The sequence below is a fragment of the Acidobacteriota bacterium genome (genome assembly GCA_026393755.1).
In the GTDB taxonomy this organism is placed as follows: Bacteria; Acidobacteriota; Vicinamibacteria; order Vicinamibacterales; family JAKQTR01; genus JBAXOX01.
The window spans coordinates 13935-39046 of sequence record JAPKZO010000010.1 but is presented as its reverse complement, the minus strand read 5'-3'; the positions used below and the strand labels follow the sequence as shown (position 1 = coordinate 39046).

Sequence of the window (25112 nt, the reverse complement as noted above, 5' to 3'; positions counted from 1 at the left end):
CTATTCCTTCGTGATGACCACGAATCGCTGTGACCCCTGGCTGAAGAGCAGGAGCTGAACCGCGCCGCCCGCCCGCACCGCCGCCATCGCCTTGCTGGCCTCCGCGACGGTGGTGACCGGGTTCCGGTTGATCCTCAGGATCACATCCCCGGGGCGAATTCCCTTGCGCGCCGCGTTGCTGGTCGGATCGACATCGGTCACGAGCACGCCCTGTGTGCCGGGCGGCACCTGAAGTTGGCGCGCCGCATTCGCGCCGAGCGGGCCGAGCGTGATGCCGAAGCCGCTGCCAACTTCCGCGTCGCTCGCTGTCGCAGTGGCAGTACGGTTTGCCTCGGCGTCGAGGTCCAGTTCCTCGACGGTGACCGACATGCTCTTCTCGACCTTGTCTCGCAGTACCTTCATCGGCACCGTGGCACCGGGTTTCGTGGCCATCACGAGACTGATGAGCGCCTGGCGATTGGGGATCGGCTTTCCGTTGAACTCGAGGATCAGATCGCCCGGATCGATGCCGGCCTTGGCGGCCGGCCCCGCCAGTACCTCCGACACCAGCGCGCCCTTGCGCTCCTTCAGGTCGAACTCGGCCAATTCGCCCCGCTGCAGGTCCGCCACCGTGACGCCAATCCGGCCTCGCACGACCTTACCCTTCTCGAGCTGAGGCAGGATGTCCCTGACCGTGTTGATCGGAACGGCGAATCCGATCCCGATGTTGGCGCCACGCGCGCTGTCGGTGTAGATCGCGCTGTTGATGCCGATCACTTCGCCGCGCAGATTGAGCAGCGGCCCTCCCGAATTGCCCGGATTGATGGCGGCATCGGTCTGCAGCATGTCCTCGTAACGGCCGTCTGCAACCGACATCGGTCGCCCGAGCGCGCTGATGACGCCCACGCTCACCGTGTGGCTCAAGTTGAACGGGTTGCCGATCGCCATCACCCAGTCGCCCGGCTGCATCTGGGTGGAATCGCCAAGCCTGGCCTCAGGCAGCGGATGGCCGACCTTGTCGGTCAACTGAATGAGCGCCGAGTCGGTCAGCTGATCGTGCCCGATGACCTTGGCCTGGTAGACCTGGTCCTCCTCGCCGTACAGGCCGACCTCGATCTTGGTCGCGCCCTCAACCACGTGATTGTTGGTGAGGATGTACCCGTCCTTGCTGATGATGAACCCCGTGCCGGCGGCCTGCGTCACTTCCTCACGCGGCTGACGGTTGCGCGGCTGCGGAAAGAACCGGCGGAGCTGATCCTCATTACCGCCGAACAGGTCGGTCAGATCCTGAGCCGCCCGCTTGGACGTGGTCCGGACATTGACCACGGTGGGTGTCACGGCCTTGGCAATATTCCGGAATGTCTGCGCGTCCACCGGACCCGCGGTCGGCGTGCTCGCGCCCACCTGGGGCACGAGTGTCTGGGCGTCCGAGCGCGGCGACAAATCAAGGCGCGAAGCAACCACCATTCCCACTGCCACCGACGCGACGGCGATGAGTCCGGTGTAGAAGAACGTGGTCTTGCGACTGGACATACCAACCCTCCAATATCGATCAGGTCCCGGCGATCCGACCTCTGCCCTGCCCGAACAACCGCGTCGGACCAGCGAGGGGGCCACCAAAAGTATACGCCGACCGTCCCTGGAACCGGTCTCAAAACCCGTTCTGGCGTCCTTGGAACGGGCTGCTCACGCAGATCTTGATGACGTTTCCAGTTCTGACGCCAGCCTGGCTCGGGAAGTTTGGCTTCCGAAACCATCGGCAGGTCGGAGGCGTCTATAATTATGAGATCCTGCGGCCATCAGCGGCGACGACTCCTTGTCGTGCCGGGGGCCGCTGAAAAGAGAGACTGTGTTCAGAACCGCGACAACGGCCGTCACGATTTGTCTCGTTTCCGCAACGCTGGCCGGCCAGCCGCCGCCGCCAGCCACCCAGCCATTGCAGCAGGTTCCGCCCATCACGTTCCGATCGGAAGTCAGCTACGTCGAAGTCGACGCGGTCGTGGTTGACGCGCGGGGGAACTTCGTCCGGACGCTCGGCCAGGGTGATTTCCAGGTCTTCGAGGACGGCAAGCCGCAGAAGGTGTCGGCGTTCTCGCTGGTGGACATCCCGGTCGAACGCACCGAGCAACCGGCGTTTCTCGGCCGCGCCGTGGAACCCGACGTTCGCTCGAACGCGAAAGCACCCGACGGCCGGATGTACGTCCTGCTCCTCGACGACATCCACACCGACTTCCGTCGAACAGGTCAGGTGCGGCGGACCGCGAAGCAGTTCGTGGACAGGTTTCTTGGCGCCAACGATCTCGCGGCGGTGGTTCATGCCAGCGGCCGCGCCGACGCCGGTCAGGACTTCACCAACAACAAGCGTCTGCTCGATCGGGCGATTGACCAGTTCTCCGGGCGCAAGCTCCGCTCTGCCACGCTCAACAAGATCGACGACGTCCTGATGAAGAGAAATACGCCAATGGCGGGGAGCAGCGCGCCGGCCGACCCGGAGGAACAGGAACGCGCGTACAATGCGCGCTCGCTGCTTTCGACGATGGCCAACCTGGCCGAGTACATGTCCGCGATCCACGGCCGGCGCAAAGCCATCGTGCTGCTGAGCGAAGGCATCGACTACGACATCAACCGTCCGATAGAAATGTCCGAGGCGTCCACGATCAGGCAGGAGACCGCCGATGCGATTGGCGCCGCGACCCGGGCCAATATCAACATCTACGCGCTCGATCCGCGAGGCCTGACCTATGCAGGTGGTGATGACATCAACCTGATCGGCCTGCCGTCCGACGATCCCAACGCGAATACCCTCGGGATGACCTCGCTCTACGGCGAGATTCGCCTGTCGCAGGACAGCCTCAGAACCCTGGCCGATGAGACTGGCGGCTTTGCCGTGACGGCCACGAACGACACCGCCGGCCAGCTGCAGAAGATCGTTGATGACAACAGTGCCTACTACGTGCTCGGGTACTACCCGACCAACGAACGGCGCGACGGCCGGTACAGAAAGCTCGATGTCCGGTTGACGCGTCCCGGCCTGATCGTGCATGCCCGCAAGGGCTATGTCGCGCCCTCGGGAAAAGCGCCGTCCGCCAGGAAAGCCGACGCAACCAACACGACGTCTCCCGCCGTGCGGGACGCGCTGAACAGCCCGCTCCAGACAACGGGATTGACCCTGTCGATGTTCGCCGCGCCGTTCAGGGGGCCGTCGCCCAACGCCACGCTGACGATCGTCGCGCAGTTCAGCGGCCAGGATCTCGCCTTCACCGAGAAGGACGGCAAGTTCACCAACCTCGTCGATCTGTCCTACATCCTGGTCGACCCGCAGGGAAAGGTCGTCGCCGGGAACAAGGACAGCATCACCATGGGCCTCAAGCCTGAGACCTACCGGCAGGTCAGGCGAGTGGGCTTCCGGTTTCAGTCAAAGGTGGACGTGCCGCCCGGGCGCTACTCGCTGAGGCTCGCCGTGCACGAGAGCGGCGGGCGCGTCGGTTCGGTGTTTGACGACCTGGTGGTGCCAGACTTCTCGAAGGAGCCGCTGACGATGAGCGGGCTGGTCGTGACGTCGGCAACCGCGGGGCAGGTCCCGACCGCCGGGACGTCGGACTTGCGCAACCTCTTGCCGGCGCCGCCCACCACGGCGCGGGAGTTTGCGTCGAGCGATCAGCTCGCCGTCCTGGCCGAGGTCTACGACAATCTCGGCGCGCAGTCGCATGCGGTCGAGATCACGACCACGCTGCGATCTGACGGTGGAAGGACCGTCTTCAGCCACACGGAGCGACGACAGAACTCAGAATTGGCGGGGGCGCGGGGCGGCTACGGTTATACGTCGACGGTGCCGTTGACCGACCTGGTGCCTGGACTGTACGTGCTGAAAGTGGAGGCGCGGGCGAGCTTGGGCAAACCCATGAGCGTCGCCCGCGAAGTCCAGTTCCGGATCGTGCCGTCCTAGAATTTCTTGACCGTCTTGATCTTGATCTTCCCGTTGGCGTGATCGAACTGGTAGCTATCCCTGAACATCTTGGGATCACGCGGGCATTCCAGGGTGATCGTCACCTCTTCGCCAGGCTGAATCGGCTTCCTGACCCGCTGGGTCACGGCGGACACGGGCTGGGGGCTGTTCGCCTTGTCCCACCAGTACTGGGTGACCTTGAGGCCGGCGATCGACCCGGTCGGGGAGTTGTTCTTCAGCTTGATGACGGTGCGGATGACGTTGGCCTTGAAGTCGGGCACCGCGACGGGCAGGATGAGCTGAATCTCGGCCTCTCCCTTGAGCGGCGCCACGTACTTTGTCTGGGCGACAACAGGTCCGACCGACAGGGCGAGGATGACGAGCACCGCAGCGGCGGCGTAAACGACACGGATCATATTCCCTCCAGGGGGCAACAATGAGGCCTCGGGCAACCAAACCAGCCCCCCGAATTATAAGACGCCGCGGCCGAAAGCTCAAATAGGCGGCACGACAGCGGAGCCGGTTACATCTCGCCGTTCCAGTCTTCGGGCTCAGGGTTGGCAGACCGATACACTTCGAGGTGCCACTTCCCTCCGCCCCAGGGTTCGACGACTTCCGAGACGACCGCGTCCACCACAATCTCAGAAAACGTCCGCGTTTCCGGGTCGCCTTCAAGATGGTACGCCGGGTCGTCCCAGAGGAAGGTTGGATACAGCACGAGCGTGAGAAACAGGTCGAACCCGTCGTCAATCACGATCAACTGCCCGCACGGCCGCTTGAGCGTGGAGTGATAGACCAGGTACTTCTCGGCGCTCTGTGCCCTGATATAGCGCTTGACCGCGAATTCCTTCGCGACGATTTCCTCGACGGCGATCTTCTTGTCCCAGCAATCGGAGCAGTAGCGCTCGTCGCCGCGCGGTTCCGAGACGTCTTTCGCGCCGCAGAGCGCACACCGGACTTTTTCCGCCGACTTCTTCGCCATTGACGAAATCTTATCCCAGTTTCAGACGGGCGGCTGGCCGTCGCGCTTCCCGAGCCCCATCATCGGGCCGTACATCTCTTCTACGTACTGTTTCACCATCCGCCGGGTCGTGAACGCCGGCATCGCCGACCGGATGGACTGCTTGACCACCTGGACCCACGCGCGCGGCAGATCGTTCGCATCGCGATCGTAGAAGGCCGGAACGATCCGCGTCTCGAGCAGATCGTAGAGGGCATCGGCGTCGGCCGCATCCTGTGCCGCCGGATCCGTCCCGGTCGCGTGGCCGTCGATGAGCCACCCGTTCGACCCGTGGAAGCCTTCGGCCCACCATCCGTCGCCGATGCTCAGGTGAGGGACCCCGTTGATCGCCGCCTTCATGCCGCTGGTGCCGCTGGCCTCGAGCGGCTTTCGGGGGTTGTTGAGCCAGACATCGCAGCCGTGGACGAGGTAATGGGCGACGTGCAGGTTGTAGTCGTCGACAAACGCGACGCGGCCGCCGAATGCCGGATCGGTGGCTTTCGTGTAGACCTGCTGCAGGTGGTGCTTGCCGGTCTCGTCGGCCGGGTGGGCCTTGCCGGCGAAGACCAATTGCACCGGCCGCCGGAAGCCGTTCACGATCGCCGCCAGACGCTTCGGATCGTGGAAGATGAGCTCGGGCCGTTTGTACGCGGTGAACCGCCTGGCAAAGCCGATCGTCAGCGCTCGCGGATCGAGCAGGGTCCCGGCAGCCACGACCTGGGCGGCGCTGTCGTGCTGCGCGCCCCAGCGCGATCGGGCCCGATCCCTGATGAACTGAAACAGATCGGCGCGGAGCTGGAACCGGACGGCCATCAGTTCCTCGTCCGGGATGTCGAGCACGCGGTCCCAGAACTCCGGCTCGTCGATCCGATCGCGCCAGCGGGATCCGAGCGTGCGGTCGAACAACTGCGCCATGTGCGTGGCCAGCCACGTGCCGACGTGGACGCCGTTGGTGACGTGCCGGATCGGAATCTGATCGGTTGGCATGCCAGGCCAGAGGCCCGTCCACATGTTCCTGGTGACCTCGCCGTGGGTCTTGCTCACGGCGTTAATGGCAGACGCCGAGCGCATGGCCAGGGCCGTCATGTTGAACATCGGCCCAAGTCCGTTGTCGAAGGTGCCAAGCGCCAGGAAACGCTCGCGCCATCCCCGCAGGTCGGGACGGGCCGGCCCGATGAAGGTCTCGATGAGATGAAACGGGAACGCGTCGTGGCCGGCCGGCAGGGGTGTGTGCGTCGTGAAGACGGTCGTTCTGCGGACCTCGGCCAGCGCCTCGTCGAACGAGGCCCCTCGCTCCTCCAGGTCCCAGAGTCGCTGGAGCACGACGAATGCCGCGTGCCCCTCGTTCAGGTGGTAGAGCGACGGCGCGAGCCCCATGGCCTTGAGCACGCGGACGCCGCCGAGGCCAAGCACGATTTCCTGCTGGATGCGCGTTTCCTGGTTCCCGCTGTACAGACGCGCCGACAGCTCGCGATCCCAGGCGGGATTTCCCTCGATATCGGTGTCGAGCAGGTAGAGCGACACGTGGCCCGCGCGAACGTGCCAGGCCGCCACCTTCAGCGTGCGATCGGCGAGCGGCACCTCCACGATGCACGGCTCGCCGTCGGGTCGAAGGGCCGGCTCGATCGGGGCGTCGTTCCAGTCGAGCTTCTCGGAGGCCTCGAGTTGCCAGCCGTCCGCCGTCACCTTCTGATGGAAGTACCCCTGGGGATACATGAAGCCCACGCCGACAAACGGCAGCCCGAGGTCGCTGGCTTCCTTGCAGATGTCACCGGCCAGCACACCGAGCCCGCCGGCATAGATCGGCAGCGACTTGTGGAGCGCGAACTCGGCAGAGAAGTACGCGATGGCGCCGACCGGATGCCCGTTCTTCGTGTGCGCCCACCACGTCTCCTTGGCGGCACGCGCCTCGCGCAACCCGCGGATCATGTCGTCGTAGATGGCGAGAAACGTGCGGTCGCGCGAGACCTCCTCGAGACGCTCCGGCGTGATCAGGCGCAGAATCTTCACCGGGTTGTGGGCCGTCGAACGCCACAACTGGTAGTCGAGTCGCCTGAACAGCTCTCGTGCCTGGTCGTTCCAGCTCCACCAGATGTCGGAGGCCAGATCGCCGATGTCCTTGATTCGGTCGGGAACAGGCGGAAGCGAAGACGTCATTCCTGAAAACCCCGTGTCATTCGTGTGCAGGCGCGAAGGTGTGTATCGTACCGGCGCCGGCGCCGGCCGTCAAACCGGTTGTCGGCGACTCCCCCGCGCGGTAGAATCGGCGCGTTATCTATACCTCAAGCAGGGGCACGGCGGCATGCCGTGCCCGAACGGATTCAGGAGCCAAACCATGATCCGGAAAGTCAATCGTCGTGAATTCGTGCTGTCGGGAGCCGCGGCGGTCGCGGCAGTTGCCACCGTGACGCCGGATGTCGTGATGGGGCAGGCCCCGACGATGATCGTGAAGAAGACCGTCAAGCCGGTGGTCGTCTCGTCGGCCAACGGGAATCGCTTCAAGAATGGCGGGGACGTGACCGGCGTCGAGAAGGCGTTCAAGCTGATCACCGGCGGATCGGACGTGCTGGACGCCCTCATCGCGGGTGTCAACCTCTGCGAACTCGATCCGACCGACACCAGCGTGGGATACGGCGGCCTGCCGAACGCGAATGGCATCGTCCAGCTGGACTCGTCGGTGATGCACGGCCCGAAAGAGCGCGCCGGCGCGGTCGCCTGCATCGAGGGCGTGCGAACGCCATCGCTGGTGGCCAAGGCTGTCGCCGAAATGACCGACCATCACTTGATCGCCGGCAAGGGCGCACAGGATTTTGCGCGGTCGCTGGGGTTCACCATCGAGGACGACCTGAACACCGAGAAGTCACGCGGCCTGTGGCTGGAATGGAAACGACGGACTGATCCGGACCACTATCTCGACCCGATCAAGCGGTCGGAGGCGTACTACCGGAGCGGGCTCCAGATGGTGAAGGACGGGCTGATCGAACTGGACCATTTCTGGGGCACCATCAACTGCGACGGCTTGAGCCCGAAGGGTGAGATCTGCGGCGTGACGACCACGAGCGGACTGGCGTGGAAGATCCCCGGCCGCGTGGGCGACTCGCCGATCCTCGGCGCGGGGTTGTACGTCGATGGCGAGGTCGGGGCGGCCGGATCAACCGGACGCGGCGAGGCCAACCTCTATAACCTGTGCTCGTTCCTGATCGTCGAGGAAATGCGCCGGGGTCTCGCGCCCAAGGACGCGGGGATGGTCGCGCTCAAGCGCATCAAGGCGAACACGATAGAGAAGCGATTGCTGACCAGGAGCGGCAACCCGAACTTCGCGATCAACTTCTACATTCTGAATGCGAAAGGCGAATTCGCGGGCGTCTCCATGTACCCCTCGAAGTACGCCGTGTGCACGGAAGCCGGCCCGCAGACCGCCGACACCGAACCGCTCATCCCCACCCCATTGGTGCCGGAACTGTAGCGAGAAGGCGGAGTCGGGTTTCCGACAGGATCACTATTTCGGCGAATGCCGGTAGGTCGCCAGCAGCTCGCGGACCCGGTCGATTGGAAGGGCTTCGACCGTCCGCGTGCCCGCCGTTACCGTCGTCGCGCGCAGCAGCGAGTTATACACCGCCTCTTCGGTGGCCTCGAGGGCGGCCTCGAACAATCCGGAGACGCCGTCGGTCGGCAGAATGGTCCGGGCCACCGGCAGACGGGCGCCGAATCGGCTCCGTAAGGCCGGCGCGGTCGTGAACGCAATCGCAAAATCACCGCTGCCGTTGCTGTAGGACGAGCCTGTGCGCGCGAGGCCGAAAGCGGCGCGGGCGGCGAGCCGCTTGAGATCGCGCGCGTCGAGCGGCGCGTCGGTGGCGACCACGATCATGCAGGAACCGTCGGCCGGATCGGACGCGGCCGCGCCGGGCCGGGCTGGCGCGAAGGCATGGCGGCCGAGGGCCTTGCCGACAGGCAGCCCATCCATCATCAGCACGCCGCCGAAATTCGTCTGTACGAGCACGCCCACCGTGTAGGCGCTGGCGGGCTGCGCGCCAGGGCCGGCTGGCGCGGGCACGAGCCGAGACGACGAGCCAATGCCGCCTTTCCACCCGAAACACTGAGTCCCGGTACCGGCGCCCACGGATCCCTCGTCGACAGCGCCCCCGCGGGCCGATGCAATCGCCGCCGTGACGTGCTCCCGCGTGACGTGACGGCCGCGGATGTCGTTCAGGCCGCCGTCATTGGTTTCGCCGACCAGCGCATTCACCGAGCCCACATCGGCATTGCCAGGCTGAGCAAGGGTCCACGCGACCACCGCGTCGACCGCCACACCGACCGCGAGGGTGTTGGTCAGCACGATGGGTGTTTCGATCGTGCCCAGTTCATCGACCTGCGTCGATCCGGCGAGCTTGCCAAACGCGTTGCCGACGAATACCGCGCCGGCCACCTTGTCCTGGAACAGATTTCCGGCGTGCGGCAGAACGGCCGTCACACCCGTCCGAACCGAGTCGCCCTGCAGGAGCGTCGTATGACCGACGCGGACGCCCGCAACATCGGTGATGGCATTGAGCGGTCCCGGCGCCAGCACGCCAGGCGCGATGCCGAGGTCCCGGGCCCGTGGCCGGGCTGGTTGCGCGGCGAGGTCCATGGCCGCCACCGCAAGAATCACAGCGACAACCCCTGCCGCGATGCCCTTCATCACAATCCCTCCAGGCTATCTCCAGCGCCAGATGCCGATCAGGCCGATGATGACGCCAATCAGCCCGGCCAGAAGAGCCACGACCGGCGTGAGCGCGTGGACCCACTGCTTGAACGTCCAGATCCGCTCCTGCGTCACGCGCCGCTTCAGCTGGCGCTTGCCATCGGGCGTGAGGTACCAGAGGTCGAATTCCTCGTCGTGAATCCACCAGTCGCGCGGCGGGTCGATGCCGAATCGCTCGGCCCTGCGGCGGAGCCGGCGGCTCACGATGGTCTCGAGACGCAGATCGGGAAGACGGCACTGCGCAAGATACGAGGTCATCGCGGCGTCGAAGTCGTTGCCGGTTGACGCGGTCTTGAACGTCGGCTTGAAGGTCGCGCCGATGCGTTCAAGATCGCGTCGGATGCCCATGCGATAGGAGCGTTCGAACCGACGCTCGCGCCACCAACGGGACAGACTCATGATCCACCTCTGGTCGGAGGTTTCGGGCGCCTGCGCCTTGTCCACCGATCTCCGCACGGCTCACGGCTCGCGGCGCCACGGCCGACGGGCATCACGGACTGCTTGCGCATCTTATGCGTCCGTGCTCCCGTAAGCAACGTGGCAGCCGTCCCACGCCGGGATAGAATAGGGTGTCGGCGCGAGAGGCGTGCGACGCAATCCAGGAGGCATCCGTGACCAACGAGGCCGCTCCGCTCGGCCCCGCCCGACTCTGGCGCGACCTGACGATCGATCAACGGCTGGCGCTCTCGGCGGCGCTCTGGGCGGATCAGGAGTCCGTGCCTCAGCAGATGGACGCTGTGCAGTTGATTGCCCGTCAGCTGAGATTCCGGCCTCAGAGCGTGCTCGCGGAGCCCGTTGAGAAGCGCACCCGCCAGCTGGCGAGTCTGCACACCGTGTCAGAGAGCGTGGCCGACCGGGCGCTCGTGGTCTACCATCTCACCAGCCAACGGCCCATGCTCGAAGCGTTTCTGACCCGCCTCGGCATCAATCACGAAAACGGCATGATCACGGACACTCACGTGACCCCACCCGATCCGGCCGCGTTACGAGACGCCGCGACGGCGCTGGCCACGGAATTCCCCGCCGGCGCGGTGCGGCTCTACCTTCGAACGCTGGCCGGCCAGGACCCGGAAACGTGGAGCGCCCTGGCAGCGATCGCTACAGAGATCCCGTCTTCCTGACAGCCAGCATCACGCTCGACGTGCCCTCGTGCCAGTGGTAACCGAAGGAGAAGGGCAGTTCGCGTGCGACTCCCGGCCGTTGATAGACCGCGTCCAGGTCCTTCTGGAATCCGTAGTTGAAATCCTTGATTGGGGCCGAGTACTTCCCGTAGAAGGTCAAGTTCCACTTGGCGGCATCGAAGAATCTGTACGGCACGCCGGTGTCGTCCTGCAGCAGCGATGATGACTGCTCCAGCACCGTGCTCCGGACCAGGGAGAACCGGTCGTCGTGCATCAGGTACGAGGCCGACTTCACGAACGTCGTGAGGGGCCCCAGGCCCTTCAGATAGTTCAGCAACTGGGTGCGTGTCGAGTACGCCGGATTCATCATGTCGACGCGGATGTACGTGACCTGCTGGATCCGATCCGAGTTCGGCCCGACAAACGACACCGTCACCGATGGCAGCCTCCCGCTGCGCGGCCGGATTGTCCCCGCCGGGTCGGTCCCCGCTGCTGCGGCCGGCGCGGCTGCGGCCGGCCGGTTCCACGGGCCATCGGTCTCGATGCGCACGATCTTCGCGTCGAGCCGCGCGAGGAACGTGAGAATCACGGGCAGGGTGCCGTCCACTTCCGCCGTGCGCAATTCCGACTGCATCGTCTTGGTAATGAAGTAATCGCGCTTGAAGATGTCGGAGAGCGCCTCGAACAACTGCGCCAGCTCGGCATCAATCTTGTCGTCCTTCATCTTCTCGATGGCCGGAATCGATCCAACCGACTCAAGGCCGAATAGCAGGTAGGTCTTGCACGACGGATAGATCAGATACGCGTTGAGGAAGTCGGGGCCCCCGAACGGGTAGAAGAGCGTGTCGCATCCGTCGGCGATCGCCTTGAATTCCTTGTTGCGCCACTCGCGCATCAGCCCGAATCTCTGCTGCTCGACCTGTGCCCAGTTCGCGTCGAATTCCTTCTTGTGTGCCTTCCAGCTTGCACGGGCGATGACAGGTGCGAACCGCTGCACATCCTCGGGATCCATCCCGGCAATGACCCGAGCCTGATCGGTCAGGCCGTGATCATAGGCCACGGTCGGTTTCGGCGCCGGTTCCTGGGTGACGGGAGGCGCGGCGGGACGGCCGCTCTCCCCGGCGGCTCCACCGCATCCGGGCAGTCCGGTGACCAGCGCGAATGTCAGCAGGGCAGTCGTCGTGACGTGAGTACGGAGCGTAGCGGTTACCATAAATGCTGGTCCTTTACTGCAAAGACAACCGATCCTGTCAGTCTACCGCCAACCACCGCAACCGGGTCAGTATTGTTGTGGCGCCGGCTCTGAAGACCCGGCATTCGGGATCCGGCTTCCAACCGGCAGCTTCCAGCGGGCGGCTTGACACCGGCAGCCCCGTGGCCCCAGAGTCAGAATCGATATGCTGCAGGCGTCGTTGCTGGTCGCCGCCTACGAGGCCGGCTACTTCCCGATGGCGCAGGATAGCGGCGAGATCCACTGGTACTCGCCCGACCCCCGCGGCATCCTCCCGATCGAGGCATTTCATCCGTCGCGGCGGCTGCTGAGAGTGGTCCGGTCCGGTCGGTTCGACGTGACGGTGGACCACGCCTTCCGGGACGTCATGCTGGCCTGCGCCGCCGACCGCGATGACGGCACCTGGATCAACGGCGAGATTGTCGACAGCTACTGCGCGCTGCACGCACGCGGCCTCGCGCACTCGATCGAAGCCTGGCACGAGGGCGCGCTCGCTGGCGGCCTCTACGGAGTCAGCTTGCGCGGCGCGTTCTTTGGCGAGTCGATGTTTCACCGCGTGACCGACGGATCGAAGGTGGCGCTGTGGCGCCTGTGCGGTATCCTGAGGGCGTGCGGCTATCGTCTGCTCGACGTCCAGTGGCTGACGCCGTTTCTGGCCACAATGGGCGCGGTGGAGATTCCGCGTGACCTCTACCTGACCGAGCTCCAGGCCTCCATGCAGCTCGATTGCCGGTTCGACGAGCGAACGTGAGGAGGAACAGATGCCGCCGCGTACCGTCTACCACCTGAATATCAACTCGGACGACATCGAGCGGGCGACGGTCGCGCTGCTGCCGGGTGCCCCGGGACGCGTCGAGGCACTTGCCAGGACGGCGCCCTTCGCGCGCAGCCGCGAACTCGCCTTCAAGCGTGAGTACCGGACCTGGATCGCCTATCTGGGTGTCACACCAGTGCTGGTGACCTCGACAGGGATTGGCGGGCCGTCGGCCTCGATCGCCATCGACGAGCTGGCGCAACTCGGTATTCGGACGTTTCTGCGGGTCGGCACCACCGGGGCCATCCAGCCCGATGTCGACGTCGGCACGGTCATCGTTACCACGGGAGCCGTTCGGCTCGACGGCGCGTCCACGCACTACGCGCCGATTGAGTACCCGGCGGTGGCCGACCACGAGGTTGTGGAGGCGGCGATTGCCGCGGCGCGCGCCCTCGGCGTGCCCCATCGGACCGGCATCAGTGCCTCGTGCGATACGTTCTACCCGGGGCAGGAGCGGTACGACTCCTACTCGGGATACGTTCCGAGGCGGTTTCAGGGCATTACGGAGGAATGGCGCAGGCTGCACGTCCTCAACTACGAGATGGAGTCGTCTACGGTGTTGACGCTCTGCGCCGCGATGGGTCTGCGTGGCGGTTGCGTCTCCGGGGTGGTGGTCAATCGCGCACACAGTGAGGTGGTATCGATGGACGGTCTCAAGGCGGGCGAAGCCAACGCCGTCAGGGTGGCGGTTGGCGCCATCGAGCGCCTCGTGGCGCAGGCGGGTGAGCGGTCATGAGTACGCTTGAAGCACGATTTCTCGGCACCGGTGACGCGTTCGGCAGCGGCGGTCGCCTTCACACGTCGACACTGTTGAGGACGGCTGATCAGAGCGTCCTCGTCGATTGCGGCCCGTCGGCACTCGCTCTGTTGCGCGGCCAGCAACTCGATCCCGGACTCGTGGACACCATCGTGTTGACCCATCTGCACGGCGATCACTTCGGCGGCGTGCCGTACTTCCTTATGGATGCGCACTTCGCGTCGGGGCGGACGCGCGATCTCTGCATCGCGGGACCGCCTGGCCTGGAAGGGCAGATCAAACTCGCGTACGACGTGCTGTTTCCCGGCACCGGGCCGATGTCGTTCCGGTTCGGCCTGCGCTTCGTCGAATGGGAGGCCGGAAGCCGCCACGACCTCGGCGTGTGCCAGGTCACGCCCTCTCTGGTGCGCCACTCGCCCAGCATGCAGTGCTTCGGGCTGCGGATCGAGTTCGCCGGCCGCGTACTGGCGTTCTCAGGCGACACAGAGTGGGCCGACACACTCCCGGGTGTCTCCCGCGACGCCGATCTGTTCCTGTGCGAGTGCTTCGGCTACGACTGGGCGCCGCCGGGCCATCTGACCTACCAGACGCTCCAGGCGCACCGGGCCGAACTCACGTGTCGCCGACTGTTGCTCACGCACATGGGCGAGGACATGTTGCGCCGCGCCGATGGGCTCGACGACGAAACAGCCCACGACGGGCTGGTGGTGACCTTCGGCTAGCGTCCCGCCAGGCTTCGGATGAGCGTGAGCAGCATGTTGATCGCCACGGTGTTGTGCCCGCCCTGCGGCACGATCACGTCGGCGTACCGCTTGCTCGGCTCGACAAATTCCAGATGCATCGGCTTGACCGTTGACTGATACTGCTCGACCACCGACTCCATCGTCCGCCCGCGTTCAGCGACGTCCCTGGTGAGGCGCCGGATAAAACGGATGTCGTCGTCGGCGTCCACGAAGACCTTGACGTCCAGCAGGGCGCGCAGGGCCGGGTCGGCAAAGATCAGGATGCCCTCCACGATAATGACCCGCCGCGGCTGCGCCGTCTCGGTGGTCGCCATCCGGGCGTAGCGCGCGAAGTCGTACGTCGGCACCTCAACGCTGCGGCCCTCACGCAGTTCGTGAAGGTGGCGCACCATCAGATCGGTTTCGAGCGAGTCCGGATGATCGTAGTTGAGCGCCGCCCGTTCCTCGAGGCGAAGTTCGCTTCGATCGCGGTAGTACCGATCATGTTCGAGCAGGGTGACCTGATCGTTGCCCAGGCTCTCGACAATGCGGCGTACCACCGTCGTCTTGCCTGAGCCCGATCCGCCCGCGACGCCGATGACGACCGATCGTGTGGACATGGTGCGCTCCCGGGAAACCAGGTCAGACCTTCAACAGGCGTTCCGCCGCGCCGGCCAGCGTCTCGTCCTTTTTGGCAAAACAGAATCTGAGTACGCGCGGCGCGTCACTCGTGTACAGAAATGCGGACGTCGGAATCGAGGCGACGCCGTGTTCCTTCAGCAGCCTCGTGGCGAACGCGTGGTCCGGCTCGTCACTGATCGCCGAGTAGTCGAGAATCTGGAAGTACGTGCCATGGCACGGCACGGGCAGGAATCGCGAGCCTTCGAGCAGATGAAGGAACCGGTCCCGCTTGGCCTGATAGAACGTCGCCAGATCGTCGTACGTCGTGCGCCTGCGCGTAAAGTCGGCGTAGGCCAGCTGGATAGGCGTGTTGGTGGCGAACGTGACGAACTGATGGACGCGCTGGATCTCGGCGGCGAGCGCCTGGGGTGCCGCCACGTACCCCACCTTCCAGCCGGTCGTGTGGTAACTCTTGCCGAACGAGCTCACGACGCAGCTCCGCCCTCGGAGAGCCGGATGGCTGGCGATGCTCTCGTGGACGCGGCCGTCGAAGATGATGTGCTCGTACACCTCGTCGCTCAGCACGATGACGGGTGTCCCGTCCACGACCTCAGCCAACTGGCGAAGATCGTCGGCGTCGATGACTGCGCCGGTCGGGTTGTGAGGCGAGTTGATGATGAGCAGACGGGTGCGTGGCGACACGGCGCGGCGCACCTCCGACCAGTCGATCCGATAGTCCGGCGGGCGAAGCGTGACGAAGCGGGGTGTGCCGCCGTTCAAGCGGACCACGGGCACGTACGCGTCGTAGCACGGTTCGAACAGTACCACCTCGTCGCCGGGCCTCACACACGCGGACACGACGTCAAACAGCGCTTCGGTGGCGCCGGACGTGATCGTGATTTCGGAAACCGGGTCGTAGCGTGCCCCGCAGGCGCGCTCGATCTTGGCGGCGAGCGCCTCGCGCAGCGCCAGCACCCCGGGCATCGGGGCATACTGGTTGTGGCCGGCCAGCATGTACCGGTGCACCGTCGCAATCAGCTCGGGGTCGCAATCGAAGTCGGGGAAGCCCTGTGACAGATTGATGGCCCCGTGCTCGTTGGCCAGGCGCGTCATCACCGCAAAGATGCTGACGCCGACATCGGGCAGTCTGGAATCGACCGGGACATTCACGTCCATCGTGTAAGAATAAGGGGTCGGGACGAATTATTTATAGGGCGTTCCGAATATTACAAAATTGTAACCACGCGCAGTGGTACGAAGATTGCTTTATTCTTAGACGCGCCCGTCCCAACTGCCGGGAATCCGCCGGCTGCGGGTTGCCCTCGAGAGCCTTCATAGCGTAATGTCGAATGATAGATAGATGACCTCTCACGCCACCCACCACCGTCGAACCGTCACCAGGTCGGGAGACCTGGCCCGGATGTCGATGCGGGCGGCTGCCCAATTGGCGTTCACCGTTCTGGTGGCGTTCCACGCCTGGTTGCTGTGGACGCATGTCGTCGGTGGCCGGGCGCTCGAACCGCAGATCGCCGTGCGCTGGATCGTGGCCGCCGTGGTCCTTGTGGGGTTCCGGGCGCTCCAGCGGCACGGGCTGTCGCTGTTCTGGGGCAAGCGGGCGGTCGTGCTGTGGCTGCTTGTCGTCGTCATCCACTGTCATGCCGTGTGGAGCGGTGAGCCGATTACGGTCGAACTCGGCGTTCCCGAGACCATCACGATGCTCGCGCAGGTGACGGCGCCGGCTGCATCGGTGCTCGGTCTCTTTTTTCTCGGGCTCTTCGCGACGCTCCTCGCGTGCTGGACCGCTGCCTCTCAGCCGTGCGAACAGCCTGTTCGCATGGCGGGATTGCCCGCATCAGGCTACGTCTTCAGCTTCTCTCCGCGCCCGCCTCCGCTCGTCTAACGGCTTCGCCGTTCCTCGGATTTCCAATTCAATTCGCGTGTGGCTGTCTGGCGCCGCGTGCGCGTCTGCGCACGAGGCAGGACCGCCGAACGTCAGTCGAAGCCGCACGGCTTCATGGACAACTTCTGATCGGCGCTGCGTGTGCCGATCGCTAATCAGTGGATGCAATCATGTTGAGACGACAGACGGTGTGGTGGAGTGTGGTGGTGATGCTGGCGTTGGCCCCCTGTGCATGGGCCGGCGATATTGTCGGGACGGCGAAAGACGCCTCGGGTGGCGTGCTCCAGGCGGCGCGGGTGGTTGTTCGGAACCTCGCGACCAACGAGGAGTCGGTGACCAGGACGGATGCGACCGGCGCCTTCCGCGTGAGCAATCTGGTGGCGGGCTCGTACCTCGTCATCGTGGAGCGCGAGGGCTTTTCGCCCGATGCGCGAACCGTCGACGTCGGCGACAGTTCGTCGGTGCAGAAGGTGGCGGCCACGCTGGTGCCAGGCTCGGTGCAGGTCGGGGTCACCGTGACGGCCATGCGCAACGAGCGCGATGGCAATCAGGTGCCGCTCCGGACCGACAGCCTGTCACGGGATGTCCTCGAGTCGCGCGCGCCGGCCTCCACCGGTGACGCGCTGATGCTGGCCGCCGGCGTGACGCCGGTCGGGAGCGGTCCGGTCGAGGTGCGGCCCCGAGTGCGAGGTCTCGATTCGACGAGGCTGCTGGTGCTGGTTGATGGCGAACGCCTCAACAACGCCCGCACGGCGACGGATCGATCGGGCACCGAGGTCGGCCTGGTCGACGTGAACTCGGTGGACAACATCGAAGTGGTTGGGGGGTCGGGCTCGGTGCTGTACGGAACCGATGCGCTGGCCGGGACCGTCAACATCATCACCAACCAGCCGCGGTTCAGCGACGCGCTCAGGCTGACGTACGGCTTCGACGGATTGTACAGCTCGAACGAGAACGGCCGCCGGGGCACGGTATCGTTCGGCGCCAGCGGACCTCGATTCGCCTTCCAGATCTCGGGTTCGAAAGACACGTTCGACAACTACACGGCAGGCGCCGCCGGGAAGAACGAAAACACAAACGCGTATTTCGCCTCCGGTCAGATCAAGAACGTCGACACCATCGACACGTATTTCGGGTTCGCGTTCAAGGCGTTTCCGGACCCGTTCAATCAGGCGTATACCCGTACGACCGCCGTCATCCCGACTTCGGGTGCGACGAGCGACAACATGAACATCGGCGGGCTGCTGGCCATCAGCGCCAAGCAGACGTTGCAGGTCAAGTACATCCGCCGGCGGATTGAGAATGCCGGATTCCCGGATTTCCAGCAGCCGACGTTCTTCCAGCAGGTGTCGTTGCCGTTCAACAACCTCGACCGCCTGTCGATGAAGTACGAGGTTCGTGCGATTACGCCCTGGTTCACCAACCTCAAGGTGTCGGGTTATTTTCAGGATCAGAATCGTCTACTCCGCAACCAGTTCCCCGTGCAATATCCCGTGCCGTCGCCCGCGTTCTTCCCGATCAACGTCTATCAACTCCAGATCGTGAGCGATACGCAGCAGCACGTGCGAACCCCGGGTGTCGATGTGCAGGCCACGTTCGTGCCGGCCCGCCACCACGTTGTGACGGCTGGCGTCATGGCCTACGACGACCGGAGCGAGGACAGCCGCACCAGTTCGACGCAATCCACCATCATCGGGAACGTCGCGCTCGGCGCGCGCGGACCACAGGCGAACGTGTTCGACACTCCGACGCTGGTGGGCGCGCCGTCGATCACTCATCCGGTTCGCGTGCCCAACGCGTCGTTCCGCGACCTCGGTGCGTACGCGCAGGATGAATGGGATTTGTCGCGATTCGTCCGTGTCGTCGCCGGCATTCGCGCGGACCAGTACAGTGTGGCGACGAAGGCCACGTCGGGGTACACGGTCGACTCGCTCGTCGCCGGCGCCGTTCCGGCGATAGACCCGGCGACGCTGCCGAGCCCAGGCGGCGATCGCATCTCACGCCGCGCGCTGACCGGCGACCTGGGCGTCGTTGTCAAGCTGGCTGAGGGCGTGACGATGCTGGCTCGCTACGGGCGGAGCTACCGTCATCCAAATCTCGAGGAACTGCTGTTTGCGGGCCCCGCCACCGTCGGTGCCATCGCCCCGAACGTCACCGTCCGGCCCGAGACCGGCGACAACGTCGATGTCGGTCTGAAGATTCGCCGCGGCCGGTACGCGGCGTCAGCGGGATACTTCACCAACACCTACCACGGGTTCATCTCGACCGAGATCGTGTCTCAGACACCTTCGGGACCTTTGTCGCAGGCCATCAACTTCTCCGATGTCCGCATTCAGGGCGTCGAAGGAGACGTGAATGTGCCCATCGTCCTGAGGGCCGGCGTCGTGACGCTGTTCGGCACGGGCGCGTTCACGCGCGGGACCGTCCTCGCCGGCGCCAATCCGCTGACTGGCGTCTCACTGGCGGGAACGCCGCAAGACAATATCTCGCCGGCCAAGGTGACGTTCGGCGCGCGGTTCAATGACGCACACGATCGGTGGTGGATCGGGTACGACGGCCGCGTGCAGGCGAAGGTCACACGCGTCGCGCCGACGCTGCTGGACTCGCCGTACCTCATTGCCCAGGATCTGTTAGGGCTGGGCGGCTTCACGGTGCACCGCCTGTCGGCCGGGGTCAACCTGAGTCCGAAGACCGGGCGGGTGTCGCTCGTGTTCGCCGTCGAGAACCTGGCGGACCGCTTCTATCGGGAGCAGTTCCAGTTTGCGCCGGCTCGCGGCCGGAGCTTCACAATCGGCGTACACGTGAAAGGACTGTAAGGAGAGGAAGGGACCTTGCGCGACCCTCGCCAGGGGCCGCGCCCGGTCGTCAGCTTCGAGTGTTCTCGTGAGCTGCCTCCAAAGGGGTGGTGCCGCAGGCGTGCCGGCACCACCCCGTCGTTTTCCTGGCTCGTGCTGCCCCGTCGAAGGTAGGGGCACGGCATGCCGTGCCCTTACGGTGATCCCAGGGGTGTTACGCTGACCAACTGCCGGGTGTCAGGCCGCTCACCTGTCCTATCCGTCGCGAGCCTGGGATCGCCACGCTCCAGCGTGGCCGGGGTGGAGTCCGTCGCCCCACTTGACAGTCCTCCCGCATTGACGATGATAGGCAATCGACACCGGCCAGGCCGCCGGCATAGGACAACGGTCCATCACACGACAGACGAGGCAGCCATGATCACTTCTCGTTCGACCGCCGCGCGCACCGTCCTCACCTTGATTATCGCGCTGCTCGCCATTGGCTCGGCGCCGTTGTTCTTGTCGCAGGCACCGGCGGCCCAGGCGGGGTCATCCCAGACCGTGGCCGCGAAGCGGCCCATGACCTTTCTCGACATGCAGAAGATGAGGCAGGTCGGAGCGGTGGCCCCGAGCCCCGACGGCCGATGGATGCTCTACACGATCACGACGCCAGATTGGAAGGAAGCCAAGCGGCAGTCGGACATTTACCTCGTCTCGCTGCAGCAGGGAGTGTCGTCAACCAGGCAGATGACGTTTACCAAGGACAAGAACGAAACCGAGCCGCGTTGGGCGCGCGACGGCAGTTTCTTTGTGTTCGCCTCGAACCGCGAAGCGCCCACCACGGCGGCGACTCAGAACCAGCTGTATCTGATGCGGCCAGACGGTGGCGAAGCCAGGCGGATTACGGACGCCAAGGATGGCGTTTCCACGTTTGCGTTCAGCCGCGACGGCCGCTGGCTGGCGTATCGGAGCGGCAAGTCGGCCGAGGAACAGCTGTACCGCTTGCCGGTCGCTGGCATTGACACCGCCAAACCAGAGCAGTTGACCAAACAGGCTGCGGGCGTCAGCGCGTGGGAGTGGGCGCCCGACAGCCGTCGCATCTACTTTGTCGGCCCGGACACACCGGACCCGGACGAGAAACAGCGCAGGGAGAAGAAGTTCACGGTCGACATCCGCAACCCGGAAACGCCGTTGGCCAGCCTCTGGGCCGTCGACATCGATCCCCTGAAGACGACGCAGTTGACCAAGGACCCGTCGATCACCGTATCGGACGTCTCGATCTCCGATGACGGCAAGTGGGTTGGATTCCGCGGGATCTCTGCCGGCCGGTACGACCGCAACATCAACGAACAGAACATCAACAGCGATCCGTACCTGCTCGAGGCGGCCACTGGTCAGGTCGAACGGCTGGTGACCAATGCCGAAGTGGGTGAGAGCGCCTTGAGCTTCTCTCCCGACGGGCGATGGATCGCGTTCTCGGCGCCTGCCGATCTCGAGAAGTTCAGCATGAAGAACCGGCGCGTGTACATCCGCGCCGTGACCGATCGCGGTGGAAAGTGGCGCAAGATCGGCGCCTCGTTCGACGGCGACATCACCGTGGGGTTCTGGTCGAAGGACGGCAACACGATCTACTTCAACGAGGGCGTCCGCGCGACCGATCAACTGCTGGCGCTTGACGTGACGAAGGACGCCGTTCGCCAGTTGACCGACGAGAAGGCGTCGCTAACGGTTCGGCTTGACGAAGAGAGCGGCGTGCTCCTCATCACGTATGCGGACGGGACCACGTCTTCAACGCTCTTCACGGTGCCGGCCATCGATCAGGTGGCGACCCGGTCCGCGTGGAAGGCATTGACCGACGCGAACCCCCAGGTGCGCCAGTTCGCCCTCGGCGAGCAGGAGGAGATCTCCTGGAAGTCAAAGGACGGGCGCATGGTCGGCGGCGTCTTGGTCAAGCCGGTCGGGTACCAGCCCGGCCAGCGGTATCCGCTGATTGTCGCCATCCACGGCGGGCCCGCGTCGGCCGACGTGCTCAGCTTCAACGGCGGGTACGGATCGCAGGTGTACGCCGGAGCCGGGTACGTGGTCTTGAGGCCCAACTACCGCGGATCCACCAATTACGGCGAACAGCACAGGAACGGCATCGTCAACAACTACTTCCCGCCAGGCTTCGACGACATCATGACGGGCGTGGACTTCCTGATCGCGCAGGGGATTGTGGACGGATCGCGCATGGGCGCGCTCGGCTGGAGCGCGGGAGGTCACTGGTCGAACTGGATTCTCACGCATACCGACCGTTTCAAGGCCATCAGTTCGGGCGCGGGGACATCGAACTGGATCTCGATGTACGCGGAGAGCGACACGCAGCGCAGCCGGCAGTTCTACCTGGGCAACAAGCTCCCGTACGACGATTTCGAGGCGTACTGGAGCCAGTCTCCGCTGAAGTACATCAAGAACGCGAAGACACCGACCATGATCCATGTGGTCCTGGGCGACCCGCGGGTGCCGAGCCCGCAGTCGATCGAACTGCACATGGCACTCAAGCGGCTCGGTGTGCCGACCGAGTTGTTCGTGTACCCGGGCGAGACACACGGCATCCCAGACGCACGCAATCAGTTCGCCAAGTCGATGAGCGAAATGGCGTGGATGGATTACTACGTGCGCGGCAGCGGCAAGAAGTTCTCCTGGCGCACCGTGCTCGACACGCTCGATCAGTGACGGAGCGTCACCGGCTCCGCCTTGGCATAGTGCAATCCGTTGAACAGGAACTTGAACGTGGCGTGCGGGTGAGCACGGAACGCCACGGGCGGTCCGAACAGCAACAACCTGCCTTTGCCCAGATCGGCTTCGGCCACAGTGGTCGCACCCTTGACGGCATCGAGCCCCCACGCCCATCCGCTCCGGACGACGGTGTCGGGGCCGAACCAGGCGACCGAACGGACCGGGCCGCCGGCCGGCACGCGGAACAGCGGGTTGTTGCTGTAGAAGACGTCCAGAATCTCCGGCAGTCCGTAGGCCAGGGGATCGATCGTGTTCACGTGAGCCCGCAGGATTGACCCGGGGATGTAGAACTTCTCTGGCGGCAGCGGCCGCGACTGGTTCGGGTCGACGAGCGCGTTGGCGAGCGGCAGGCCGAACGCCGTAGCGAGTGACGTTGAACTGCCGACGGCGATAATCGTGCCGCCCTCCTCGACGAATCGCTTGAGCTGGGGAATCGTCCGCGCTTCGGTGATGGCACCGATGCGGTCGCGATACTCGGGCAGCGCCGCGGCCGGATCGAGACGCGGTTGTCGTCCCTCGCCGCGGCCCGGTTCTGACACGAGCCCCGCGTCGACGACGAGCACATCGAATCTGGCCCCGAGGCCGCCCGCATCCAGAGCGGGCGGGTAGATCACCTCGTACGAGAATTGGAAGCGGCCCAGCAGCCACTGCGTCCAGCCCGATGGCATCGAGCCGCCGTACACGTCAACGACGCCGACGCGCACGGGCTTCAGCCGAAGCGCGTCTCCCGAGGGCCGCACGTTGATGCCCTCGATGGTCAGGCTGATGTCCCTGGCCAGCTTGTCGACGAGCGCGGCGGTGGACTTGGCGGCCGGCACGTAGATCGTCCCCACAGGATAGGTCTTGCCACCCACCGTGAACGGCTGCTTGAGCCAATACACGGACTCGCCGCCGGCGAGCAGTCGGTTCACCGCGGCCACGCTGTCGTTGACCTGGTGGCTGAGCAAGAATCCCGAAGCCTTCTGTCCGGTCACCTTGCCGGCAGGCGGGATGGCCCAGCCCTCGATCCGCTCGAACGGGCCGTCGAACGCCTCGAGCATGCGGTCGAACTGGACGCCCATCTGGTACGCGAGCGTATAACCGGTGACATCGTACGGCCTGATCGGCGGTCCGCCGGGGTAGGCGAAATCGTCGGGGTAGTCCTGCGGCTCGAAATTGTCGAGGATGTGCGGCCGGAATGCCTGCGCCGTCTTGACGACGAAGGAGCCGGCGGGATACGTTCGGCCGCCAATCTCAAATGCCCGCGTTGCGCGATCGACCGCGACGCCATTCTTGATGAGCGCGTTGACGAACTTTGTCGCCGTCAGGAAGTCGGCCTGATCGGCGGGGATGATGTAGCCCCGAGGATCCCGTGCCGCGGGACTGCGCATCGCCTCGTAGTACTTCAGGGGCGTGCCGCCCCGGCCCTGACTCCTCACCCCGTCCTTGACAGCGGCGGCTTCGACGGTCGCCACAGTCTTTGCGGACACGGTCCAGGTATCCCGGGTGCCCTTGTCGATCGCGTTCTTCCCCATCCGGTAGATGTTGAAGAGGAACGCCTCACGGTGCTCGGCGGCGACACTGAGCACGGCGCGATCGGCGGTCAGCAGGTAGTCAATGGTCTGGCGGAAGTGCCACGTCTGGGGCTGGACCGGAAACGGGTTGTCATTGGTCGCGACCAGGTTCTTCGGCACGAAGTCGATTGTGATCGGCGTCGGGCTGCCCGAAATCTCGGAGAGGATCGCTATCTGGTTGTGGAAGCAGGCCGTGCTGCGGATGCCCCCGTTCCACCAGTTCTGGTAGCTCGCCATCGATCGGTTGGTGGCGCCCGGCTTGCCTTCCGCGATAAAGCGCGTGTGAATCGCCGCGCTCACCAGCTCCATGCTCGGCGCCATCAGCGGATCGAGGTACGGATTGGATGGGTCGCGCATCTGGCCGACGTACAGCACCGCGCCGGCGGGGCCGGTCTGGTGCTGGTTGTACATGATCTGCGGGAACCATTCACGGTAGAGCACGCGGCCAACGGCCTCCGATTCCGGCATGTTCATCAGCAGGAACTCGCGATTGTTGTCGTGGCCGATGAACTTCTGATAAAGGACGGGCAGGTTCGCCATCGATCGCTTGAGCGGGTCCGCCTCGCGCATGTACCAATCGGCCACCAGCTCGAGGCCATCGGGGTTGGAGAACGCCGCAAGGAGGATGACGTTGTCCAGAATCTTCAGCGTTTCGGGATCATTGCGGCTGGCCAGTTCGTACACCAGCTCGGTGAGGGCCGGCACGTTGGCGACTTCGGTCGCGTGCAGGCCGGCGTCGATCCACACGACGGCCTTGCCTTCGGCCGCCAGCTGCTTTGCGTCTGCGTCGGTCAGACCGTCAGCGAGCGCAAGGCGCCGCGCCATGGACTTGAAATGCTCCAGCCTGGCGTGATTGGCCGGCGACGTGACCACGGCCATCAACATCGGACGGCCTTCGGACGTCTTCCCGTACTCGACCACCGAGACCCGATCGGATTGTTCGTCCAGGGTGTGCCAATACGCCGCAAGCCGTGTGTAATTGGCGAGTTGATAGTCGTCGCCGATCGCGAAGCCCAGCTGGTCTTTCGGGCTGGTGATGGCCTGTTGAGCAACGGCGGGGACGATGGCCAGCGACGCCAGGACACCAGCCGCCATAAACCTTGCCAGCATCCGCAGCGTCACGTTGCGTACGATCATGACTCACCCTCTCATTCTGGTCGACCGGGGCACGTGCG

Annotated in this window: 19 protein-coding genes; 9 read left to right on the top strand and 10 right to left on the bottom strand. The window is 64.9% G+C overall.

All coding sequences use genetic code 11. From position 1 onward, the window contains the following. Complete coding sequence (locus tag NTV05_04670) at positions 1-1512, bottom strand: Do family serine endopeptidase (protein MCX6543691.1); 1512 nt, start codon at positions 1510-1512, stop codon at positions 1-3. Positions 1513-1828: 316 nt separating this feature from the next. On the opposite strand from NTV05_04670, the gene NTV05_04665 reads away from it, so the two are divergent. Then, complete coding sequence (locus NTV05_04665) at positions 1829-3925, top strand: VWA domain-containing protein (protein MCX6543690.1); 2097 nt, start codon at positions 1829-1831, stop codon at positions 3923-3925. On the opposite strand, the gene NTV05_04660 is transcribed toward NTV05_04665, so the two are convergent. The 3 genes from NTV05_04660 to glgP all read right to left on the bottom strand — a co-directional run bounded on the left by NTV05_04660 (position 3922) and on the right by glgP (position 7082). Beyond that, positions 3922-4341, bottom strand: a complete 420-nt coding sequence (locus NTV05_04660) for a hypothetical protein (GenBank protein MCX6543689.1) — start codon at positions 4339-4341, stop codon at positions 3922-3924. The two genes, NTV05_04665 and NTV05_04660, sit on opposite strands and share 4 nt — an antisense overlap. Positions 4342-4448: 107 nt before the next feature. Further along, entirely contained in the window at positions 4449-4907 is a 459-nt protein-coding gene (locus tag NTV05_04655) for a hypothetical protein (GenBank protein ID MCX6543688.1), read from the bottom strand. 21 nt (positions 4908-4928) lie between these two features. After that, positions 4929-7082 carry an alpha-glucan family phosphorylase gene (gene glgP, locus NTV05_04650; GenBank protein MCX6543687.1) on the bottom strand — a complete coding sequence of 718 codons (2154 nt, stop codon included), beginning with the start codon at positions 7080-7082 and terminating at the stop codon, positions 4929-4931. A gap of 178 nt (positions 7083-7260) precedes the next feature. Between glgP and NTV05_04645 the strand changes: the two genes are divergently transcribed. Then, complete coding sequence (locus tag NTV05_04645) at positions 7261-8391, top strand: N(4)-(beta-N-acetylglucosaminyl)-L-asparaginase (protein MCX6543686.1); 1131 nt, start codon at positions 7261-7263, stop codon at positions 8389-8391. Between the two features lie 33 nt (positions 8392-8424). On the opposite strand, the gene NTV05_04640 is transcribed toward NTV05_04645, so the two are convergent. Further along, entirely contained in the window at positions 8425-9552 is a 1128-nt protein-coding gene (locus tag NTV05_04640) for a P1 family peptidase (protein MCX6543685.1), read from the bottom strand. A 66-nt stretch (positions 9553-9618) separates the two neighbouring features. Then, on the bottom strand, positions 9619-10065 hold the full coding sequence (locus NTV05_04635; protein MCX6543684.1) for a hypothetical protein: 447 nt from the start codon (positions 10063-10065) through the stop codon (positions 9619-9621). Positions 10066-10277: 212 nt separating this feature from the next. On the opposite strand from NTV05_04635, the gene NTV05_04630 reads away from it, so the two are divergent. Further along, a complete protein-coding gene (locus tag NTV05_04630; protein ID MCX6543683.1) occupies positions 10278-10787 on the top strand; it encodes a hypothetical protein in 510 nt (169 codons plus the stop codon). Here the strand turns inward: NTV05_04630 and NTV05_04625 are convergent. Continuing rightward, complete coding sequence (locus NTV05_04625; GenBank protein MCX6543682.1) at positions 10765-12000, bottom strand: hypothetical protein; 1236 nt, start codon at positions 11998-12000, stop codon at positions 10765-10767. The two genes, NTV05_04630 and NTV05_04625, sit on opposite strands and share 23 nt — an antisense overlap. Before the next feature lie 184 nt (positions 12001-12184). Here NTV05_04625 and aat point away from each other — a divergent pair, with 184 nt between their 5' ends. The 3 genes from aat to NTV05_04610 are packed head-to-tail and all read left to right on the top strand — an operon-like array spanning position 12185 to position 14311. Next, positions 12185-12769, top strand: coding sequence for a leucyl/phenylalanyl-tRNA--protein transferase (gene aat / locus NTV05_04620; protein ID MCX6543681.1), 585 nt, complete (start codon positions 12185-12187; stop codon positions 12767-12769). Between the two features lie 10 nt (positions 12770-12779). Continuing rightward, positions 12780-13568 (top strand): uridine phosphorylase, encoded by a 789-nt coding sequence (udp, locus tag NTV05_04615; GenBank protein ID MCX6543680.1) that lies wholly within the window; start codon positions 12780-12782, stop codon positions 13566-13568. Continuing rightward, a complete protein-coding gene (locus NTV05_04610; protein MCX6543679.1) occupies positions 13565-14311 on the top strand; it encodes an MBL fold metallo-hydrolase in 747 nt (248 codons plus the stop codon). The genes udp and NTV05_04610 overlap by 4 nt, the downstream gene beginning before the upstream one ends. On the opposite strand, the gene udk is transcribed toward NTV05_04610, so the two are convergent. Both udk and NTV05_04600 read right to left on the bottom strand, forming a co-directional pair. Then, positions 14308-14931 carry a uridine kinase gene (gene udk / locus NTV05_04605; protein MCX6543678.1) on the bottom strand — a complete coding sequence of 208 codons (624 nt, stop codon included), beginning with the start codon at positions 14929-14931 and terminating at the stop codon, positions 14308-14310. The genes NTV05_04610 and udk overlap by 4 nt on opposite strands. Before the next feature lie 22 nt (positions 14932-14953). Next, complete coding sequence (locus NTV05_04600; GenBank protein ID MCX6543677.1) at positions 14954-16108, bottom strand: methionine aminotransferase; 1155 nt, start codon at positions 16106-16108, stop codon at positions 14954-14956. Positions 16109-16292: 184 nt separating this feature from the next. Between NTV05_04600 and NTV05_04595 the strand changes: the two genes are divergently transcribed. From NTV05_04595 to NTV05_04585, 3 genes are all read left to right on the top strand, one after another. Further along, positions 16293-16832, top strand: coding sequence for a hypothetical protein (locus tag NTV05_04595; protein MCX6543676.1), 540 nt, complete (start codon positions 16293-16295; stop codon positions 16830-16832). Between the two features lie 170 nt (positions 16833-17002). After that, positions 17003-19648, top strand: coding sequence for a TonB-dependent receptor (locus NTV05_04590; protein MCX6543675.1), 2646 nt, complete (start codon positions 17003-17005; stop codon positions 19646-19648). A 393-nt stretch (positions 19649-20041) separates the two neighbouring features. After that, positions 20042-22321, top strand: coding sequence for a S9 family peptidase (locus NTV05_04585; GenBank protein MCX6543674.1), 2280 nt, complete (start codon positions 20042-20044; stop codon positions 22319-22321). Here the strand turns inward: NTV05_04585 and NTV05_04580 are convergent. Next, complete coding sequence (locus tag NTV05_04580; protein MCX6543673.1) at positions 22315-25074, bottom strand: M14 family metallopeptidase; 2760 nt, start codon at positions 25072-25074, stop codon at positions 22315-22317. The genes NTV05_04585 and NTV05_04580 overlap by 7 nt on opposite strands. Between the last annotated feature and the right edge of the window lie 38 nt (positions 25075-25112).

Bases quoted from the DNA above. Each gene is read 5' to 3' on its own strand.
- NTV05_04595 (MCX6543676.1), top strand. From the start codon at position 16,293: ATGACCTCTCACGCCACCCACCACCGTCGAACCGTCACCAGGTCGGGA.
- NTV05_04640 (MCX6543685.1), bottom strand. From the start codon at position 9,552: ATGGACCTCGCCGCGCAACCAGCCCGGCCACGGGCCCGGGACCTCGGC.
- NTV05_04645 (MCX6543686.1), top strand. From the start codon at position 7,261: ATGATCCGGAAAGTCAATCGTCGTGAATTCGTGCTGTCGGGAGCCGCG.
- NTV05_04590 (MCX6543675.1), top strand. From the start codon at position 17,003: ATGTTGAGACGACAGACGGTGTGGTGGAGTGTGGTGGTGATGCTGGCG.
- udk (MCX6543678.1), bottom strand. From the start codon at position 14,931: ATGTCCACACGATCGGTCGTCATCGGCGTCGCGGGCGGATCGGGCTCA.
- NTV05_04580 (MCX6543673.1), bottom strand. From the start codon at position 25,074: ATGATCGTACGCAACGTGACGCTGCGGATGCTGGCAAGGTTTATGGCG.
- aat (MCX6543681.1), top strand. From the start codon at position 12,185: ATGCTGCAGGCGTCGTTGCTGGTCGCCGCCTACGAGGCCGGCTACTTC.
- NTV05_04660 (MCX6543689.1), bottom strand. From the start codon at position 4,341: ATGATCCGTGTCGTTTACGCCGCCGCTGCGGTGCTCGTCATCCTCGCC.
- NTV05_04585 (MCX6543674.1), top strand. From the start codon at position 20,042: ATGATCACTTCTCGTTCGACCGCCGCGCGCACCGTCCTCACCTTGATT.
- NTV05_04635 (MCX6543684.1), bottom strand. From the start codon at position 10,065: ATGAGTCTGTCCCGTTGGTGGCGCGAGCGTCGGTTCGAACGCTCCTAT.
- glgP (MCX6543687.1), bottom strand. From the start codon at position 7,082: ATGACGTCTTCGCTTCCGCCTGTTCCCGACCGAATCAAGGACATCGGC.
- NTV05_04655 (MCX6543688.1), bottom strand. From the start codon at position 4,907: ATGGCGAAGAAGTCGGCGGAAAAAGTCCGGTGTGCGCTCTGCGGCGCG.
- udp (MCX6543680.1), top strand. From the start codon at position 12,780: ATGCCGCCGCGTACCGTCTACCACCTGAATATCAACTCGGACGACATC.
- NTV05_04600 (MCX6543677.1), bottom strand. From the start codon at position 16,108: ATGGACGTGAATGTCCCGGTCGATTCCAGACTGCCCGATGTCGGCGTC.
- NTV05_04670 (MCX6543691.1), bottom strand. From the start codon at position 1,512: ATGTCCAGTCGCAAGACCACGTTCTTCTACACCGGACTCATCGCCGTC.
- NTV05_04625 (MCX6543682.1), bottom strand. From the start codon at position 12,000: ATGGTAACCGCTACGCTCCGTACTCACGTCACGACGACTGCCCTGCTG.
- NTV05_04610 (MCX6543679.1), top strand. From the start codon at position 13,565: ATGAGTACGCTTGAAGCACGATTTCTCGGCACCGGTGACGCGTTCGGC.